Annotated in this window: 15 protein-coding genes; 6 read left to right on the forward strand and 9 right to left on the reverse strand. The window is 65.1% G+C overall.

Annotation, left to right across the window (positions count from 1 at the left end; all coding sequences use genetic code 11):
• The first annotated feature begins 18 nt into the window (after positions 1 to 18).
• The 4 genes from ACQR1F_RS24390 to ACQR1F_RS24405 all read left to right on the forward strand — a co-directional run bounded on the left by ACQR1F_RS24390 (position 19) and on the right by ACQR1F_RS24405 (position 4,699).
• Positions 19 to 1,581 carry a glycerol-3-phosphate dehydrogenase gene (locus tag ACQR1F_RS24390; protein WP_434914008.1) on the forward strand — a complete coding sequence of 521 codons (1,563 nt, stop codon included), beginning with the start codon at positions 19 to 21 and terminating at the stop codon, positions 1,579 to 1,581.
• A gap of 50 nt (positions 1,582 to 1,631) precedes the next feature.
• Positions 1,632 to 2,804, forward strand: coding sequence for an ABC transporter ATP-binding protein (locus ACQR1F_RS24395; protein ID WP_434914009.1), 1,173 nt, complete (start codon positions 1,632 to 1,634; stop codon positions 2,802 to 2,804).
• Entirely contained in the window at positions 2,801 to 3,715 is a 915-nt protein-coding gene (locus tag ACQR1F_RS24400; protein WP_434893490.1) for an ABC transporter permease, read from the forward strand. Before ACQR1F_RS24395 ends, ACQR1F_RS24400 begins: the two co-directional genes overlap by 4 nt.
• Before the next feature lie 171 nt (positions 3,716 to 3,886).
• Positions 3,887 to 4,699 (forward strand): ABC transporter permease, encoded by an 813-nt coding sequence (locus ACQR1F_RS24405; protein WP_315802618.1) that lies wholly within the window; start codon positions 3,887 to 3,889, stop codon positions 4,697 to 4,699.
• A 98-nt stretch (positions 4,700 to 4,797) separates the two neighbouring features.
• Here the strand turns inward: ACQR1F_RS24405 and ACQR1F_RS24410 are convergent, their stop codons facing one another.
• The 5 genes from ACQR1F_RS24410 to ACQR1F_RS24430 form a co-directional block, all read right to left on the reverse strand.
• Positions 4,798 to 5,790: an alpha/beta hydrolase family protein gene (locus ACQR1F_RS24410; protein WP_434899442.1), complete on the reverse strand. Its 993-nt coding sequence runs from the start codon at positions 5,788 to 5,790 to the stop codon at positions 4,798 to 4,800.
• 7 nt (positions 5,791 to 5,797) lie between these two features.
• Positions 5,798 to 6,649 carry a carbohydrate ABC transporter permease gene (locus tag ACQR1F_RS24415; RefSeq protein WP_315802620.1) on the reverse strand — a complete coding sequence of 284 codons (852 nt, stop codon included), beginning with the start codon at positions 6,647 to 6,649 and terminating at the stop codon, positions 5,798 to 5,800.
• On the reverse strand, positions 6,646 to 7,521 hold the full coding sequence (locus tag ACQR1F_RS24420) for a carbohydrate ABC transporter permease (RefSeq protein WP_316179762.1): 876 nt from the start codon (positions 7,519 to 7,521) through the stop codon (positions 6,646 to 6,648). The genes ACQR1F_RS24415 and ACQR1F_RS24420 overlap by 4 nt, the downstream gene beginning before the upstream one ends.
• 113 nt (positions 7,522 to 7,634) lie before the next feature.
• Positions 7,635 to 9,014 carry an ABC transporter substrate-binding protein gene (locus ACQR1F_RS24425; protein ID WP_315802622.1) on the reverse strand — a complete coding sequence of 460 codons (1,380 nt, stop codon included), beginning with the start codon at positions 9,012 to 9,014 and terminating at the stop codon, positions 7,635 to 7,637.
• A gap of 142 nt (positions 9,015 to 9,156) precedes the next feature.
• Positions 9,157 to 11,106, reverse strand: coding sequence for an AsmA family protein (locus ACQR1F_RS24430; RefSeq protein ID WP_316179839.1), 1,950 nt, complete (start codon positions 11,104 to 11,106; stop codon positions 9,157 to 9,159).
• Positions 11,107 to 11,416: 310 nt separating this feature from the next.
• On the opposite strand from ACQR1F_RS24430, the gene ACQR1F_RS24435 reads away from it, so the two are divergent.
• Complete coding sequence (locus tag ACQR1F_RS24435; RefSeq protein WP_315802623.1) at positions 11,417 to 12,145, forward strand: CoA transferase subunit A; 729 nt, start codon at positions 11,417 to 11,419, stop codon at positions 12,143 to 12,145.
• Positions 12,145 to 12,795 carry a 3-oxoacid CoA-transferase subunit B gene (locus ACQR1F_RS24440; RefSeq protein WP_315717539.1) on the forward strand — a complete coding sequence of 217 codons (651 nt, stop codon included), beginning with the start codon at positions 12,145 to 12,147 and terminating at the stop codon, positions 12,793 to 12,795. The genes ACQR1F_RS24435 and ACQR1F_RS24440 overlap by 1 nt, the downstream gene beginning before the upstream one ends.
• 8 nt (positions 12,796 to 12,803) lie before the next feature.
• Here the strand turns inward: ACQR1F_RS24440 and ACQR1F_RS24445 are convergent, their stop codons facing one another.
• The 4 genes from ACQR1F_RS24445 to ACQR1F_RS24460 form a co-directional block, all read right to left on the reverse strand.
• Positions 12,804 to 14,525 (reverse strand): hypothetical protein, encoded by a 1,722-nt coding sequence (locus tag ACQR1F_RS24445; protein ID WP_316179759.1) that lies wholly within the window; start codon positions 14,523 to 14,525, stop codon positions 12,804 to 12,806.
• Positions 14,526 to 14,703: 178 nt separating this feature from the next.
• Complete coding sequence (locus tag ACQR1F_RS24450; RefSeq protein ID WP_316217925.1) at positions 14,704 to 15,585, reverse strand: formylglycine-generating enzyme family protein; 882 nt, start codon at positions 15,583 to 15,585, stop codon at positions 14,704 to 14,706.
• 52 nt (positions 15,586 to 15,637) lie between these two features.
• A complete protein-coding gene (gene nirK, locus ACQR1F_RS24455; protein ID WP_434894584.1) occupies positions 15,638 to 16,732 on the reverse strand; it encodes a copper-containing nitrite reductase in 1,095 nt (364 codons plus the stop codon).
• Positions 16,733 to 17,075: 343 nt separating this feature from the next.
• Entirely contained in the window at positions 17,076 to 17,285 is a 210-nt protein-coding gene (locus tag ACQR1F_RS24460) for a hypothetical protein (protein WP_434873592.1), read from the reverse strand.
• Positions 17,286 to 17,485: the final 200 nt, after the last annotated feature.

Below are 17,485 nucleotides of genomic sequence, written 5' to 3' on the forward strand. Positions count from 1 at the left end.
CGCTCGAAGACCTTGCGTATGGCGGACTACGATCTGGCGATCATCGGCGGAGGTCTGAACGGCGTCAGCCTGGCGCGTGATGCGGCTGGCCGCGGTTTGCGCGTGATCCTGGTCGAGCAGGGCGATCTCGGCGGCGGCGCCTCGTCGGCCACGTCGCGGCTGGTGCACGGGGACCTCGCGGCGCTGGAGCGCCGCGGCTTTCTGCGCGTGCGTCGCGCGCTTGCCGAGCGCGACGTCTGGCTCACGGTCGCGCCGCATCTTGTGCGGCCGATCCGTTTTGCGATTCCGGCTCACGCCGATGAGCGGCCGCCATGGCAGTTGCGCGCAGGGCTCTGGCTCTACGATCGCCTCGCTGCGCGCAACCGGCTGCCGGCCGCGTCGGCGCTCGATGTCACGCATCATCCGGTCGGCGATGCCTTGAAGCGTCCGATCGGGACGGCATTCGACTATTCCGATTGCGTGGTCGACGATTCCCGCCTGGTGGCCCTGACCGCGATGGATGCCGCCGAGCGCGGCGCAGAGATCCGCACCGGCGCCCGCTGCGTGCGGGCCGACCGCGACCAAATATGGCGCCTCGCCATCATCGACCGCGGCCATCGCCGCATCGTCACCTCGCGCGCGCTCGCCAATGCTACCGGCGCGTGGAGCGTCTCGACGGCGGAAACCGTGCTGCGTCAGCCGCCGCCGCGGGTCACCGCGCGGCAGGTCAGCCAGATCATCGTGCCGCGGTTGTTCGACGTCGAAGCGGTCTACGTGTTCCAGAATTCGGATGGACGGCTGATCTTTGCCCAGCCCTACGAGCAGGATTTCACCCTGATCGGCACGGTCTCCCACGGCTTCAAGGGCGACCCAGCCGTGGTGGCGGTGCCGGCGGCAGACGTGGCCTATCTCTGCAAGGCGGCGAACCGCTATTTCCGCTCGGACATTCAGCCTGCGGACGTGGTCCGGAGCGTGGCTGGCGCCAACATGATGGTGCTGCGCGCCGCCGACAGCGGACGGTTGGAAACGGTCGTGTGCCTCGATGCTGGACGCGCCAGGGAGCCGGCCAAGGCGCCGCTGCTGACCATGTGCGGCGGCGACGTCACGACGGTCCGGCACCGGGCCGAGCAGGCGGTCTCCCGCCTCGCGCGCTTCTATCCAATGTCGCCACGCTGGACTGCGAGCGCGCCGCTTCCTGGGGGCGACTTCGCCTGGGACCGGTTCGAGGATCTCGTCGATGACGCACGGGACCGCTGGCGCTTTCTCGGCGAAGCCGAGGCCCGGCGGCTGGTCGGCGCCTATGGCACCCGGCTGGCGGAGATGCTGGGCGAGGCGAGATGCCGGGCCGATCTCGGACAGGCGTTCGGGCCGCAGCTGACCGAGGCGGAGGTCCGCTACCTCATGACGCGCGAATGCGCACGCTTTGCCGACGACGTGCTGTGGCGGCGAACCAAGCTGGGCCTGACGCTTCCCGCTGCCGACCGCGACGCGCTCGCTGCGTTCATGGCCGCTGCGACCTGTGGCCGGAGCACGCCGCAGGCGGCTGACGCGAGCGGGGATAGTCCGGCCCGTGCGGTTGAGCTGCAATCCGCGGGCGGCTAGCTTGCCGACTGGCCCGGCGTTGTGGCCGGGCAGGGTGACTAGATCAGGACATGGCTGACGAGACCGCAAATCCAGCACCCGCCGAGGAGCCGGCAGCATCGCCACCGCCGGATCCGCGCCCCGATCCTCAGCCGCCGCTCCTGCGCATCGAGAACGTCGTCAAGACCTTCGGCAGCTTCCGCGCCGTCGATGGCGTCTCGCTCGACATCCGCGCCGGCGAGTTCTTCGCGCTGCTCGGCCCCAGCGGCTGCGGCAAGACGACCTTGCTGCGCATGCTGGCCGGCTTCGAGACGCCGGATGAAGGACGCATCCTGCTGTCGGGCGAGGACATCGCGCAGGTGCTGCCGCATCAGCGGCCCGTCAACATGATGTTCCAGAACTACGCGCTGTTCCCGCATCTGAACGTGCGCGACAACATCGCCTTCGGCCTGAAGCGTGCCGGCATGCTGCGCGCCGAGATCGCCACCCGTGTCGCCGAGATGGTGGCGCTGGTCCGGCTCGAAGGCCTGGAGAAGCGCAAGCCCGATCAACTGTCCGGGGGCCAGAAGCAGCGCGTCGCCTTGGCGCGCTCGCTGGCGCGCCGGCCGCAGGTGCTGCTGCTGGATGAGCCGATGGCGGCGCTCGACAAGAAGCTCCGCGAGAGCACGCAGTTCGAGCTGATGGAGCTGCAGCGCAAGCTCGGCATGACCTTCATCATCGTCACCCACGATCAGGAAGAGGCGATGACAGTGGCGAGCCGCATCGGGGTGATGAACGCGGGACGGCTCGAACAGGTCGCTGCACCGCGCCGGCTGTATGAAGAGCCCGTGTCGCGGTGGGTCGCGGAGTTCGTCGGCGACATCAACCTGTTCGAGGGCGAGGTGATCGCGCGGGAGCCGCACCGGCTGCGGATCACGACTGCCTCGGCCGGCGAGCTCGCTGCGGCACAGCCCGTCACTCCCGTCAGCGAGAGCAGGGTTGCGGTCGCGATCCGTCCCGAGAAGATCCGTCTCGCGCTTCGCCGGCCGGCCGGCGATGCCGCCGCGATCAACTGTGTCGAGGGGACCATTTCCGATGCGAGCTATCTCGGCGGCAAGACCGCGTACAAGATCCAGCTCGACGGCGGCGCTGTCCTGCACGCCTCTCAGGCCAACACGGCCCGGCTCGACGTCGACGGCTATGGGCTGAACCAGCGCGTCGTGGCCTGGTTCACGCCCGATGATTGTGTGGTGCTGGAGCGATGAGCGCGCGCCGCATCTTCTCGCGTCCGGCCCGCTTCGCGGCGATCGCGCCCTACGTCTGGATGGTGCTGTTCTTCCTGGTGCCGTTCGCCTTCGTCGCCAAGATCAGCCTGTCGCAGACTGCGATCGCGCAGCCGCCCTATACGCCGGTGTTCTCGCTGGCTGATGGTTTGTCGTCGCTCCGGGATGCATTTGCGGCGCTGTCGCTCGACAATTTCCGTCTGCTGCTGTCGGACGACCTGTATCTCGCGTCCTATCTGCGCAGCGTCGTCGTCGCGGCGACGTCGACGGCCATCCTGCTGCTGATCGGCTATCCCATCGCCTATGGCATGGCGCGGCTGCCGAGGCGTTGGCAGGGCATCGCGATGATGCTTGTGATCGTGCCGTTCTGGACCTCGTTCCTGATCCGCATCTATGCCTGGGTCAACATCCTCCAGCATGATGGGCTGTTGAACCAGGTGCTGCTCGCGCTGCATCTGGTCTCGGCGCCGGTGGTGTGGTTGTCGACCGACAGCGCCATGTATGTCGGTATCGTCTATTCCTATCTGCCGTTCATGATCCTGCCGCTGTTTGCGACGCTGACGAAGCTGGAGCCGGCGCTGGAGGAGGCCGCCGCCGATCTCGGCGCCTCGCCGCGCGAGACCTTCTGGCTGGTGACGTTTCCACTGTCGCTGCCGGGAGTCGGCGCCGGCGCGCTGCTGTGCTTCATCCCGATCGTCGGCGAGTTTGTCATTCCCGACCTTCTCGCCGGTTCGAAATCGTTGATGATCGGCCAGACGCTCTGGCTCGAGTTCTTTACCAACAAGGATTGGCCGGTGGCCTCCAGCATCGCCGTGGTGCTGCTCGCCGTCCTGTTGCTCCCGCTCCTGCTCTACGACCGGCTGCAACGCCGGCAGCTGGAGGAGAGCCGGTGATGGCTGGAGTGCAGCGAGGCACGCTCTCTCGCTCCCCTCCCCCTTGCGGGCAGGGGTTGGGGGTAGGGGGCCGCATCGGCAGTCTTTGCTGGGGACCGCCCTCCCTGACCCTCGCCCACAAGGGGGGAGGGAACGGAGAAAGCTTCGCCCGGATCGACGGAGGAGGCGCTCATGCCTAAAGCCTCCCGCCTTTCTCGCTTCAATGTCGCCTCGCTGACGCTCGGGCTGGCGTTCCTGTATCTGCCCATTCTGATCCTGGTGATCTACTCGTTCAACGCCTCGCGGCTGGTGACGGTGTGGGGCGGCTGGTCGCTGCGCTGGTATCACGAGTTCTTCAACGACCGTGCCATGATCGATGCGGCCTGGATGAGCCTGCGTGTCGGCGCCACCGCGGCGACGGCGGCGACGGTGCTGGGGACGCTGGCCGCGGTGGCGCTGTCGCGCGGCCAGGGCTTTCGCGGCCGCATGCTGTTCTCCGGCATGCTGTATGCGCCGCTGGTGATGCCCGAGGTGATCACCGGCCTGTCGCTGCTGCTGCTGTTCGTGGCGCTGGAGGCCGAGCGCGGCTTCTGGACGGTGACGATCGCCCACACGACCCTCACGATGTGCTTCGTCGCTGTCGTCGTGCAGTCGCGTCTGGTGTCGCTCGACCGCAGCCTGGAGGAGGCCGCGATGGATCTCGGCTGCGATCCGCTGCGCGCGTTCGTGATGGTCACCTTGCCGCTGATCGCCCCTGCGGTGATCGCTGGCTGGATGCTCGCCTTCACGCTGTCGCTCGACGATCTCGTGATCGCGAGCTTCACCACCGGACCGGGCTCGGCGACGTTGCCGATCCGAATCTACTCGGAGGTGCGGCTCGGGGTAAAGCCGGAGATCAACGCGATCTGCACGCTGGTGATCGGAGTCATCGCCGTGGTGATCGTGATCGCATCACTCGCCTCGAAATTGTCGAGCGACCGCGGCGAGAGCGCGGCCCCGCTCTAACTTCTCGTCATTGCGAGCGAAGCGAAGCAATCCAGGGCCGAGCAAGGACTCTGGATTGCTTCGCTTCGCTCGCAACGACGGAGGATGTTGTCGCAGCGTCACTCAACAGCGAACAGCTCTAACGCAGCAGCGATGACCGAGCGATGAACCGCGCCGCGATCGACCGAAGGCGGATCGACGCAGCTGGCCGGATCGGAGCTGCGGCCGAGGTCGGTGCTCTCGGGCAAGAAGACATAATGGCCGGCGTCGGCGGCGACCATGTCGAACGTGCTGCGCGGCAACCGCTCCTGCAGCCAGCGTGCGGCCGGCAGCAGCGCGTCCACACCTCCGACCATGATGCGGGTCGACACGCGGATCGCGGTGACGCTCTCCTCCGAGAAGCCCTGCACCGATCGGCCCGGCGCCAGCAGCAGCGCCGCCTTGATGCGGGGATCGCGATAGGAGGCCGACATCCGCGCCCAGGAGTCGCGGAAGATCTGGCTCTTCTCCATCAGCCGCGGCAGATGATCGACGAGATCGGGAAACTCGCGCGGTCCGCGGCCGAGATTGGCGCCGGGCTCGAACGGCGAGCGGAGCATGATGGCGCCGAGCAGGGCGGTCGCCGTGACGCCACCGAGCGAATAGCCGACGGCGTAGTTGCGGGCGAGGTTGATGCGGCCTTCGAAATCGGGATGAGCGACGATGTGGTCGATCAGCAAGGACACGTCGCGCGGGCGTTCCCATGAGCAGAGGAAGCCCTCTGCGCGGTAGGGCTCGGCGTTGCTGTTGCCATGATGATTGACGGCGACCGCGACAAAGCCGCGGGCCGCCAGCTCGCGCGCCAGCCATTCGAACTGCAGGCCGTTGCAGCCGGTGCCGTGCGAGTACACGACGAGAGGACAGGCGTCCGCGCTTGCAGCGAGCGGCGAATTCAAGGCCGCTGGTCCCGCATTGAACCAGCCCTGCGGCCACGGTGCGAGCGGGAGCGCCGTCTCCTCGGCGTCGTCGGCGACCGGGTACCAGGCGAACCAGTCGATCGGTCGCGGCCCGTCGCCATCCCAGTTCGCCCGCGATGCGTCGGCGAACCGTCCCTGACGAAATCCGACCCTCATCGCTCCGTCACGACTTCACGGCGCCCGCGGTCAGCCCGCCCACCATATAGCGCTTGAAGGCATAGTAGACCGCGGCGGGCGGCAACGCGTAGATGAAGCCGGTGGTCATCAGCAGCTCCCACGGCGAATCGTCGGCGGCCAGGAAGTTGCCGAGCGCCACGGGCAGCGTGATATCCTTGTCGTTCGACAGCAGCAGGAATGCGTAGAGGTACTCGTTCCAGGCCAGCAGCACGGCGTAGGTGCCGATCGCGACCAGCGAGGGCATCATCAACGGCACATAGACGAGGCGGAAGATCTGCAGCGGGCTGGCGCCATCCATCACGGCGGCCTCATCCAGCTCGACCGGCAGCTTGTCGGAGGCCTGTTTCAGCACCCAGATCGCATAGGGCGAGGCGATCGTCACCATCGCCAGGATCAGCGACCAGTCGTTGTTGAGGAGGCCGTATTTGCCCATGGTGCGATACATCGGCACCGCGAGGAACGCGGCCGGGATGAAATAGGTGAACAGCGCAAGGTTCATCACCACGCGGCTGCCGGGCACGCGCAGGCGCGAAATGGCGTAAGCCGCGCAGGTCGCGATCACCAGGGTCAGCGCGCCGACGGCGGCGGCAATGAGGACGGAGTTGCCGAACTGGATCCAGAAGTCGCGCAGGAAATAATGCTGCTGGTGGAACACGATCGAGAAGTTGTGCAGCGTCGGATGATCCGGCCACAGCTTACCCGAGAACGCGTCCTCCTTCGGCGAGATCGCGAACAGGAACATGTGGTAGATCGGAATCATCGTCCAGATGAAGACGGGAATGCCGATCAGCAGCAGCCGGGCCTCGGTGCCAACCTCGCGCAGGGTGGGGAGCTTCATCGCGACAACCGCTTCATCATGAAATAGACCAGGGGGAGCACTAGCGGCATCGCGCAGACGATCGAGGCCATGGCAAGGCTGAGCTGATCGAGCCGGAGATAGCGGATGCCGAGTGTCGACAACACGTGGGTGAGATCGGCGGGACCGCCGCCGGTCAGGAGATAGACGCTGTTGAAGTCGCCGAGCGTCCAGATCATCGAGAGCAGCGTGCAGGTGATGTAGAGCGTCTGCATCGACGGCCAAGTGATGAAGCGGAACTTCTGCCACCAGGTGGCGCCATCGACCTCGGCCGCCTCGAACAGGTCCTGCGAGATCGCGAGCCGACCCGTCATCAGGATCAGCGTCCAGAACGGCAGCGACTTCCAGATGTGCATGCCGATCGCCATCGACAGCGCAACGGTCGGATCGTTCAGCCAGTTCGGGCCGTCATCGCCGGTGAACTTGAAGATCAGCTGGTTCACCACGCCCCATTCGGGATTGAGCATGAAGCGCACCGACAGGATGGTCGGGATCGAAGGCACCGCCCAGGGCAGGATGAAGATGACCGACAGCCATTTGATCCAGCCGCGCTGCTGAATGAAGAAGCCGGACAGGAACAGCGCGACCACCATCTTCAGATTGATGCCGACCAGAAGGAAGATCAGCGTGTTGACGGCGGCGCGCGCGAAGATGGGATCGTTATACAGCGCGACATAGCTGGCCGGCTCCCGGGCGAGCCACAGGCCGTAGCCGACGGGATAGACGACGAAGGCGAGGAAGACGAGCAGATAGGGGGTAAGCATGACGATGCCCCACACCTGTGACGGTGTCAGCAGCACCGGGCGCGGTGCCTCCGCGATCGCGGAATCGGAAGCTGAGAGCGTGATCGCCATGGTCGTTTTTCCCGGGTCGTCTCTTCCCGCCTATAAGCCATCCCGGCCGCATGCGCTGCGGCCGGGATTTGGTGTCTTGTCAGGATCTCGCCAGTGCCTCGCGAGGCGAGAGACTAGCCGGCGACCTCCTTGAGCCGCGCGATCAGCTCGTCGACGGCCTTCTCGACCGGCACCTTCTCGCTGACAACGCGGTTCATCGCCTTCGCCCAGACGTTCTCATTGTTGAGGATCGTGAACTTGTAGTTCTTGGTGAAGTCGAACGGCGTGGTGCCGCCGGTGAACTGGGTGTACACGGCCTTGCGATGGCGGTCGGCCTGCCAGAACGGGCTCTTCTGGCCGGCGGTCGTCACCGGGAACCAGCGGCCCAGCGCGCCCTCGACGTAGGGACCGAGGTTCTCCTCCTGCATCAGGAACTTGATGAACTCCTTGGCCTGCGCCTTGTGCGGCGCATTGGCGAAGATCAGGCCGGTCTTGACGTCGGAGCGGTACTTGATCGGCGTGCCGTCGGGCTTGTTGGGGAAGGACGCGGTGATGATGTCCTCCTCATAGGCCTTCTTGCCGGCCGCGCGCTGCTCGGGTGTCAGCGCCGGGTTGGTGGAGTCCTCGAACCACTTGGCCGCGATCGAGATCGTGAAATTGTGGGTCATCACGATCGTCTTGTTGTGGAAGGCGACGTTGTTGTCCGGATCCTTCCACGTCGTGGACGAGGGCGGCGTGCAGCCCTTGATGTAGGTGTCGGTATAATCCTTCATCGCCTTGACGAGGCCGTCGCGCACCTTGGGGTCGTCGACCAAGAGCTTGCCATCGTCATCGACCAGCTTGACGTTGTAGGCGTCCATGAAGGTGTAGAACGACTGGAACGAGTCGGTGGATTCCACGCCCATCGGCTGGCCGACGCCGTAGATGCGCTGGCCGGTCGCCTTGCGGATCGCCGGCTGCACCTTGTCGCACCAGAACGTCCAATAGTCTTCCCACTTGGTCGGGATGTCGCTCTGCTTGAAGCCGGCCTTGCCCAGCATGTCGCCCCAGATCTGGACGTGCATGCTCTGCTGCTTCAGCGGGAAGCCGTAATAGGCCTTCTTCTTGGCGACGTTGTTGTAGAGGTAGGCGGTCTCGAGCGTGTTCGGAGCGAACGCCGACTTCATCGGCTCCAGGATGTCGGTGAGATCCTCGAGCTTGCCTTCGTAGGCCCACTTACCCTGCGCCTGAACGTCGTAGGTGTCCGCATAGGCTACGTCGGGCACGGTGCCGGAATCGAGCGCGGCGACCGTCTTCGGAATCATGTCCTGGATTGCGTATTGCGACAGCTCGACCTTGATGCCGGTCTTGGCCTCGAACTTCTTGACGACGTTGAGCAGCGCATCGTCCTCGGACTTGTAGAAGCCCTTGCTCCACCAGATCGTGATGGTGTCCTGAGCGATAGCTGGTGCTGCAGCGCAAAAAAGCCCGGCGGCTACTGCGATTGAAAGCGCACCCATTCCCCTGGATTTCACATGTCTCTCCCTGATCCGCCGATCTTGCTCGATCGGTTGTGGCGGGACACTAGCCCAGGGACCCGACGTGATCCAGAAGTAATATATCAGACATAGGTCGTGGCGGCGGCCGCGTCTCGGCACGCGAAGCAAGCCGAGTTGGTCAGTTCTGCTTGGTGGGAGTGCCGCCCGTCGGCGCGTCAGCCTGCGGCGCATTGTCCGGCTGGGCCGGGCGCAATCCGCCGCCAGTGAATCGTTCCAGCACCGAGCGCACCGCATCCCTCGTCTTGCGGTCCTTGACTGCATCGAGCAGAGGGGCGGCGGCCGGGGCGCGGCGGATCAGGCTTTCCGGATCGGGAAAGATCAGTGGATCTTCCCAGGGGCCCTGGACGACGAAAGGCAGTTCGAAGCCGTTGCTGCCATTGCCTGACGACAGCAGGCTCGCGACGCCCTTGAAATCGTATTCCCGTGTCGGCACCGAGGCCGTACCGGTCATCGTGATGCGCGCGGTCGGGCTCTCGACGCGGATGTCCTCCGCGGTCGCGATGCCCTCGGAGAATTTGACCGCGATCGTCAGCGAATCGTAAGGCGTCGAACCGGAACGGAAATTGCCGCCCCGCGACAGCGGGCTGCGCTCGAGGCGCTTCAGGAGCTGCTCGACGTTGAAGCCGGAGATCGCGCCATCGCGGCCCTGCAAATTGGCGCTGCCGTCGAGCGACTGGGCGAGCCCGAACGGGCTCGAGCCCGAAGCCGTCAGCGAGACGTTGAGATTGCCGCGTCCCGACAGCGACGACACGCCGAACATCTCGTTGGCGCAGGCCTGCAGATCGACATCGTTGAATTGCAGCTCAGCCTTCACGTCGGCCACGGTGTCGGCCCGGGCGATTCCGAACGAGCCGCGCACGATGCCGCCATACATCTGAGCCTCGCCGACCGAGAGGGCGAGCACGCCGTTGCGCAGGTTGGCGCCGAAGGCCGTGCGTCCGATTTTCGAGGAGCCGACCGTGACTTTTGCGGCCGATAGCCGCATGTCGAGGTCGGTGGTGGACAAGGCCTTGAGGTCGAACAGTTGCCGGTTCCAGTCGCGCGCACCATTGGCCAGCAGCCGGACTGTCGAGATGTAGGGGGTGAAGTCGAGCGCGTCGGCCGCCAGCGTCGCCTGCAGCGTCTGCCGGCCGTTATTGGCGTAGGTCATCACGCCTTCGGCGGTGTTGCCGTCGAGCTCGACGTTGACATTGGTGAGGGCGACCGAGGCGCCGACCACGTTGGCGCGGGCACGCAAGGCGAAGCGCCCGAAGCCGCCGCCGCCGAGCGGCGTCTGCCCCGTCCAGCGCAGCGCATCGCGGAGCGACGGGCTGTCCACGGTCAACGTGCCTTCCATCAGCGCGCTGGTGCGGTTCGCGACCGTGCCATCGAAGGCGACCTTCAGTGGCGGGCTGGCGAGACGCATCTTCAAGCCCGACCGGTCCCCCGACAGCGCAGCCAGGAAGTCGCTGACGCTGATGGAGCCCTCGATGCGCTGGCCGCGCCAATCGAACTGCCCGGTCGCCGCGAACGAGCGCGAGATCGACGGCCAGGCGAGCGACAGATCAATATCGTCGAGCCGCTCGGAAGCATGGTGGTCGGTGTCCTCGTAGACCAGGATGCCGTCCTGGATGCGGATCTCGGAGAACGACATCTGGCTGTCGGGCCCCGGACGCATCGTGCGCGCGATGGTCTCGATGAAGGGAGTCCAGTTGCTGTTGCCGTCGGCCTCGCGGGTGACGTTGATCTGCGGCCGCAGCATCATGACATCGGCGATTTCGAACCGCTGCAACAGCAGCGGCAGCAATTGCAGATTGGCGGTCAGCACGTCGACGCGCAGGGCCGGATCCTCGGTGCCGCTGCCCTTCAGGCCGACATCGTGGAACGAGACGTAGCTGCCCGGAAACAAGGAGACGTCGATATGTCCGTTGACGACGAGCTCGAGCCCGGTCACGGCGCGGATCTGGTGCTCCACCGCCTGCCGCAGTGCCTCGCGATTGACCAGCCAGGAGCTCGCCAGCAGGGCCACGAACGCGATGCCCAGCAGCACCGCGATCGGTGTGCCGAGGCGCCTCATTCCTTGGGCCATGGTCACGGACATGTCCTGGGATCGTCGGATCGCTGGTTGCGCGGGATGGGCAGGGTGCGCCGAAAACCCCTGCCAACATCAACAACTTGATGCGCTTTCTTGACGCTTTCAAGGCCACGCCGCCGGTGTGGCCGGATTGCGGCGGATCCCTGATATTCCTGACTCCGGATCGCCCCGGAGGCGCAGGCTGGCGCCACAGCTAAAGCAGGATGTGCGCGTTGGGAAGGCATCATTGACGCATTGCGAAGATTTCGCCTAATAATCCGGTCGATATCCGCGCGGTCGCCGCTCTGCATCAGGTCATTTCCGTATGAACAAGGTCTATCCGGACGCCAAATCCGCCCTTGCTGGCCTCCTCAAGGACGGCATGACCATCATGTCGGGTGGGTTCGGTCTTTGTGGCATCGCAGAAACCCTGTCCGACGCCATTCGCGAGTCCGGGGTGAAGGACCTCACCGTCATCTCCAACAATGCCGGGGTGGACGGCATCGGCCTCAGCCGGCTGCTGGAGACACGGCAGATCAAGAAGATGATCTCGTCCTATGTCGGCGAGAATAAGCTGTTTGCCCAGCAATATCTGGCCGGCGAGCTGGAGCTCGAATTCTGCCCGCAGGGCACCCTGGCCGAGCGCATCCGCGCCGGTGGCGCCGGCATCCCGGCCTTCTTCACCAAGACCGGCGTCGGCACGCTGGTCGCGGAGGGCAAGGAGGTGCGGGAGTTCGACGGCGAGAAATATCTGATGGAGCGCGGCCTGTTCGCCGATCTGGCGATCGTGCACGCCTGGAAGGGCGACACCGCCGGCAACCTCGTCTACCGCAAGACCGCGCGCAACTTCAATCCGATGATGGCCACTGCGGCCAGGGTGACAGTCGCGGAGGTCGAGCATCTGCTGCCGGCCGGCCAGATAGATCCCGACCACATTCATACGCCCGGCATCTTCGTCAAGCGCATTATCCAGGTCGGAACCGAACTGAAGCGCATCGAGCAACGCACCGTGCGCAAACGTGAAGCCGCCGCTGCAGCCGGGGAGGAAGTCTGATGGCCTGGACGCGAGAGCAGATGGCGGCGCGCGCCGCCAAGGAGCTGCGGGACGGCTACTACGTCAATCTCGGCATCGGCATTCCGACGCTGGTCTCCAACTTCATTCCGCCGGGCGTCGACGTCGCGCTGCAGAGCGAGAACGGCATGCTCGGCATGGGTCCGTTCCCCTATGAGGGCGAGGAGGATCCCGACCTCATCAATGCCGGCAAGCAGACCGTCACCGAGCTGCCGATCACCAGCTATTTCTCGTCAGCTGAATCCTTCGCCATGGTCCGCGGCGGACACATCGACCTGTCGATCCTCGGCGCCATGCAGGTCGCCCAGAACGGAGATCTCGCCAACTGGATGATCCCCGGCAAGATGGTGAAGGGCATGGGCGGCGCGATGGATCTCGTCGCCGGCGTCAAGCGCGTGGTCGTGGTCATGGAGCACAGCGCCAAGGACGGCCCGAAGCTGCTCAAGCAGTGCACCTTGCCGCTGACCGGCGAGCGCGTGGTCGACATGGTGGTGACCGATCTGGCGGTGTTCACGATCGACAAGCACGGCAATGACGGCATGGCCCTGATCGAGCTCGCCGATGGCGTGACGCTCGACGAGGTCAAGGCCAAGACCGAAGCCGAGTTCCGGGTCGCGCTCAAGAATGCCTGAGGGCGCGACTACCAGCGCCGACACAGCATCTCCGCGACCTTGACGGCGAGCCGGCACGCAGCATGCCGTGGCGGGCTCGCAGCAGCGGGCGGCGCGGTCTCCGCCAGCCCCTGGATGATGAGGCACGGCACACTGCGGCTGAGGCAGATCAGCCCCATCGCATAGGCCACGTTGTCCGTCGCAAGCGCACCTGGAAACGCTGCTGATATCTCGGCATCCGTGCCGTCGCCATCGCACGTCACTGTCATTCCTTCGAAGAACACGCCGATGTCATCCAGCATGCCATCCGTGGCCTCGTGCGCGAGGCGGCAAAGCTCGGGGTCGGCCGGAATGATCATTCCGCTGTCATCGACCGAGGGCGGCTCGGCAATGCTGAGCGCGTCGCGCAGCTTGATCTGAATCCGGAATGGCGCGACCGAGGTGGCAATGACGAGGTCACCGGGGCCGGCCCCGACGAATCGCGGGCCGCGGGAGACGTGCGGGAGATTCGGTCCCAGTGCCTCGGCCCGTCCCGGCATGATCAGCCACTGCGCCCCATGCTCTTCGATCGCCACTGCGGCCGCGCTCGCCACCTCGGCCATCGATCGCCCGAGGCATACGACCGCATGGAAGCAGGAATGCCTGATGATGGCGCGCGCCGCGTTGCGCTGTTCAATCAGTGTGCCCGGGCCCATGGCCTGGACCAGGGCTTCGATATCCTCCGGCGTTTCGACCACGAAACCGATCGTGTTGGCTTTGGCATGGAGAAATCGCAGCGCGTCGAGCATCGCGTTGATGCTGGCCTTCTCCCGACCATCGAGCTGCTGCCACAGCGCTTCGAGCACATCCAGGGAGGCCTCGATGCCGGCGCCGATCACGCCCTGGCCGAGCGGGCGGCCGGGTGTCTCGCAACGGTAGAGCTCCTCCAAGGCCTGCTGGACGGTTCTGCGGTCTTTGACGGCGTAGGCTCCTTGCAGGATGCGCGCGAGAACCTGGGCGCGCTTGCCAAGTTCGAGCGGAACGGCAAGCCAGGCAAAGTCAGCCAGCTCGGCGGCCTGCTCGCTGGCGGCACGCTGAAATTCGCCGACGACCTGACCGTAGTGCCAGCTCAATTGCCACGGGGTCACCTGCCTCCCGCGATACCTGCCGCGCTCGATGCGTTCGAGCGATTGTGCCTGCAACTCGTTGCGCAGGTCGGGATCCATTCCCGATGCGCGGGAATCCAGCAGCCGATAGGCGCGTGTTGCGATCGCCGGTCCGAACCATTCGTGCTCGGGGTCGCCGACCGAGAGACCGCTGGGCATGCGGATGTGGACCGTCCTGCGAAACTGGTCGAGCTCGCGTTTTGCCACCTGGGCCGCGGTCACCGAAACCTGCTGTACCTCGAACAAGCCGTCGACGACACTGGCCCAGTCCCAGAAGTCGTCGCCATAGAACGGAATGCGATATTGGCGGCTCGCGACGATCCGTGCGCAAACCTGTTCGATGGCGGGAGCCACACGATCCAGAATATCCTTGCGCGCCAGCGCGCCGTCCGTGAGACATTGGTGCACGAGACGCGCCGCGCCCGCATTCACCACATGCCAGTCCTTGGCGGCGAACTTAGGCGATGTCCGCAGATATTCGAGCGCGTCGATGAGGCAGCGTCCAGCCAGTGCGCGAGGCGAATCGTCGTCGAACCAGCTGGTGTTGCCAATTCCGTAACCATGCAGGTCGGACGTGAAGAAGACCGGCGGATGTCGAGAATTCACACTCGCCTCCTGGTCCGCTCATCGCGTCTCTCAACGGAAATTGTCTAACGTTTGTAGCTTACATCTCGCAACCGAAAGTTGATTTTGTATGACTGTCATTTGTGCCAGTGTCAGGGCACCGCCGATCCGGCACCGGCGTCGGCTGCTGTCGAGCGTGCTTGAGGCTGAGCATGCCGCGTCATGCGCGAATGGCGCCGAGGAGCCGGCTGAGGCGCTGCGTCAGGCTGCGGCTCCATGAAGGCTGTTCGCGGACCAGGCGGAAGCCGAGATTGGCAGGTGGCGTGCCGGAGGCGCACCCGCCGGCGCGCGCGTCGCGGATGAAGTCGGTCACGTAGGCTCGATGCGCGCCTTCGGCCAGCCGCACGCCGCAATTGCTAACGGTCTTGGTGACGCGACCTGCACTATCCTGCATCTTGCGTGTGAAGCAGGTCGAGGTCCATTCCCAGACATTGCCCGCCAAGTCAGCAACGCCGTGCTCATTGATGCCGAAGCCGCCGAAGCCGCGCGTCTCGGAGTCCTCTTGCAGGGCGGCTTCCCGTTCGTAGCGGGCAATCCAGCGCCGCGAGGGATCGGCGTCGTCGATCGAGACGCCATCGTCCTTGAAGCGGCTGCCCGCCGCATAGGCCCACTCGGTATCGGTCGGCAGACGATAGCTGTGGCCGGTCCGGCGTGAGAGCCATTCAGCGTAGGCCACCGCGTCATGCCAACTCACCTGCACGGCCGGGCGATCGATGGCGATGGGAACGTTGCGATCGAGCGCGCGGCACGCATGCGCTTGGACGCAGGCGTGGTAGTCTGCGGCACTGACCTGGTTCGTCATGATCGTCAGCGGATGATCAAAGCGGACCGTCGTGATGGGAGCTTCGGCCTGCCGCCCGCTGCGGAGATGGTCACCGGAGTCGCGGTAGCTGATCGTACCGGGTGCGATCTCGGTGAGGGCAGGGCCGTCGAGGCCGGCAGCGCGGTTTGGCAGATCTGCAAGGATCGGTGCCATTGCGGTCGGGCCAGCCAATCCGACGACGCAGGCGATGGTGAGCTTGATCTTGAAAGCGAGCAGCATGGCAGCACACTCAGGAGAGTGGGGGCCGGATACGCCGGCCCCCCTGGGCCGATCAGTTCGTCGTGCCGGTCGGAATGTCCGCCGGGGCTTTGACCTGCGTCATCAGGTCGTCATTCCACTTGCCTTCGACCTTGAAATGGGCGGTCGCGCCGAGATTGGCCGCCTCGATCAGGTTGTGGGTGACGTAGGCGTAGATGCCGGGCTGCAGGAATTTGTAGAGCGCGGCGCCCGCCGAGCCGCCGCGGATGAACCAGGTCTCGAGCCCGGTCTCCGGCGCGTTCGAAAATTTTCCGGTCTCCCAGACATAGTCGCCGTGGCCGCCGATCAGATGCGGACGACTATCGCGATTCGCCTGCGAGTGCACGATCAGAACGTTCTCGCCGACATTGGCCGTGAGCGCATTCTTTCCGGTGAGCGCGCCGGCCTTGCCGTTGAACACCACATGGGTCGGCGTGAGCTTGCGCATGACCTCCTCGGTGTCGCTATAGGCTTCGCCGGGCGAGTCGTAGGACTTGAAGTTTCCCTTGTCGTCGCGCGGGACGTAGAGGTCCTGCTCGCCGATGTAGTAGATGCGATCATAGCGCAGCGCGTGTCCGCGGCCGTCATTGAGACCGTCGCGCGGCAGCACCATCACGGCGCCGTTCATGCCGGAGACGACATGCCAGGGGATCATCGGTCCGCCCGGGGCGCAGTGGTAGACGAACACGCCGGTCCGCGTCGCCTTCCAGCGTAGCACGACCTGCTCGCCCGGATTGACCAGGGTCAGCGCGCCGCCGCCCAGCGCTCCGGTCGCGGAGTGGAAGTCGATATTATGCGGCATGCTGTTGGTCGCGGGATTGACCAGGGTCACCTCGACATAGTCGCCCTCATGGACCACCATCAGCGGGCCTGGCATCGAGCCGTTGAACGTCATGGCCTGGAAGGTGGTGCCCTTCTCGTCGATCACCATCTTCTTCTCCTGGACCACGAGCTTGAACTCCATGATCTTGGGTCCCTGCTTGGTCGCCTGCTCGTGCGCATGCACGAACGGCGGAGCCACCAGATCGACCTTCTGGCGCGGCAGCTTGAGGTCCTCGGCAACAGCGGGAGCCGCAAGCATCATCGCGGCGATGGCTGCACTGAACATGGCGGTGCGGCGGGTCAACATGGATCGCTCCTTCATTGGATCTGTTGTAGTGCCGCAATCAGCATGCTCCCGTTGGAACTCGGCTTGTTTGTGCTGCAACAAGCAACTTCGCAATTGCGGAATCAGACGGCGGATTTCGAGCGAGATTGGCGCGACTGTACCCGCGCAGAGCGCTAATGAGTTGCATCGGCGCGCAGTTTCTTGGGAGGCCGGACAGGGTGCGGAGCAAAGCGGGCAGGCTGTCTCGCGCGACTACGCGATAAGACGCGATCTATCCGTTTGTCCACACGGCACGAGAATCGCCGGCGCCATGATGCGCTGCTTCAGAGCAGGACTCTGGACCGACGATGTGCTTCCGAACTCATCAGCTCAGCCAGCGCACCGCCAACAACACGACGAAGGCGACTGCCGCCGCGATACAAAACACCGTGGTCATGAACATGGCGATGTTGCCAAGCAGGCCCGTTGGCCCCGACTCGTCGCGGAACGATTCAAAGCCGTCGGACTGGGGGATATGGCCGCGGATGCCGGCGAGGAAAGCAAATGAACGGAGCAGCAGTTGCAGGGCTTCCATTGCGGTTTCCTCGAATCGTCGGTGAATCAATAATGACGTGAAATGAGCCGGCCACTTTGAGGAAGCGCAAAGTCCGCGGTGATCACCGGCGTTCTACTGTTCCAACGGGGTATCTGCCGGCCGCGCCTTGAGAAAGCTCAAGGCCGTCCCTCTTGCCTTGTGTCAAGAAGCTCCCAACCCCAGGTCGATACGCTCAGGTG

It is taken from the genome of Bradyrhizobium sp. HKCCYLS3013 (assembly GCF_051167615.1).
GTDB lineage: Bacteria > Pseudomonadota > Alphaproteobacteria > Rhizobiales > Xanthobacteraceae > Bradyrhizobium.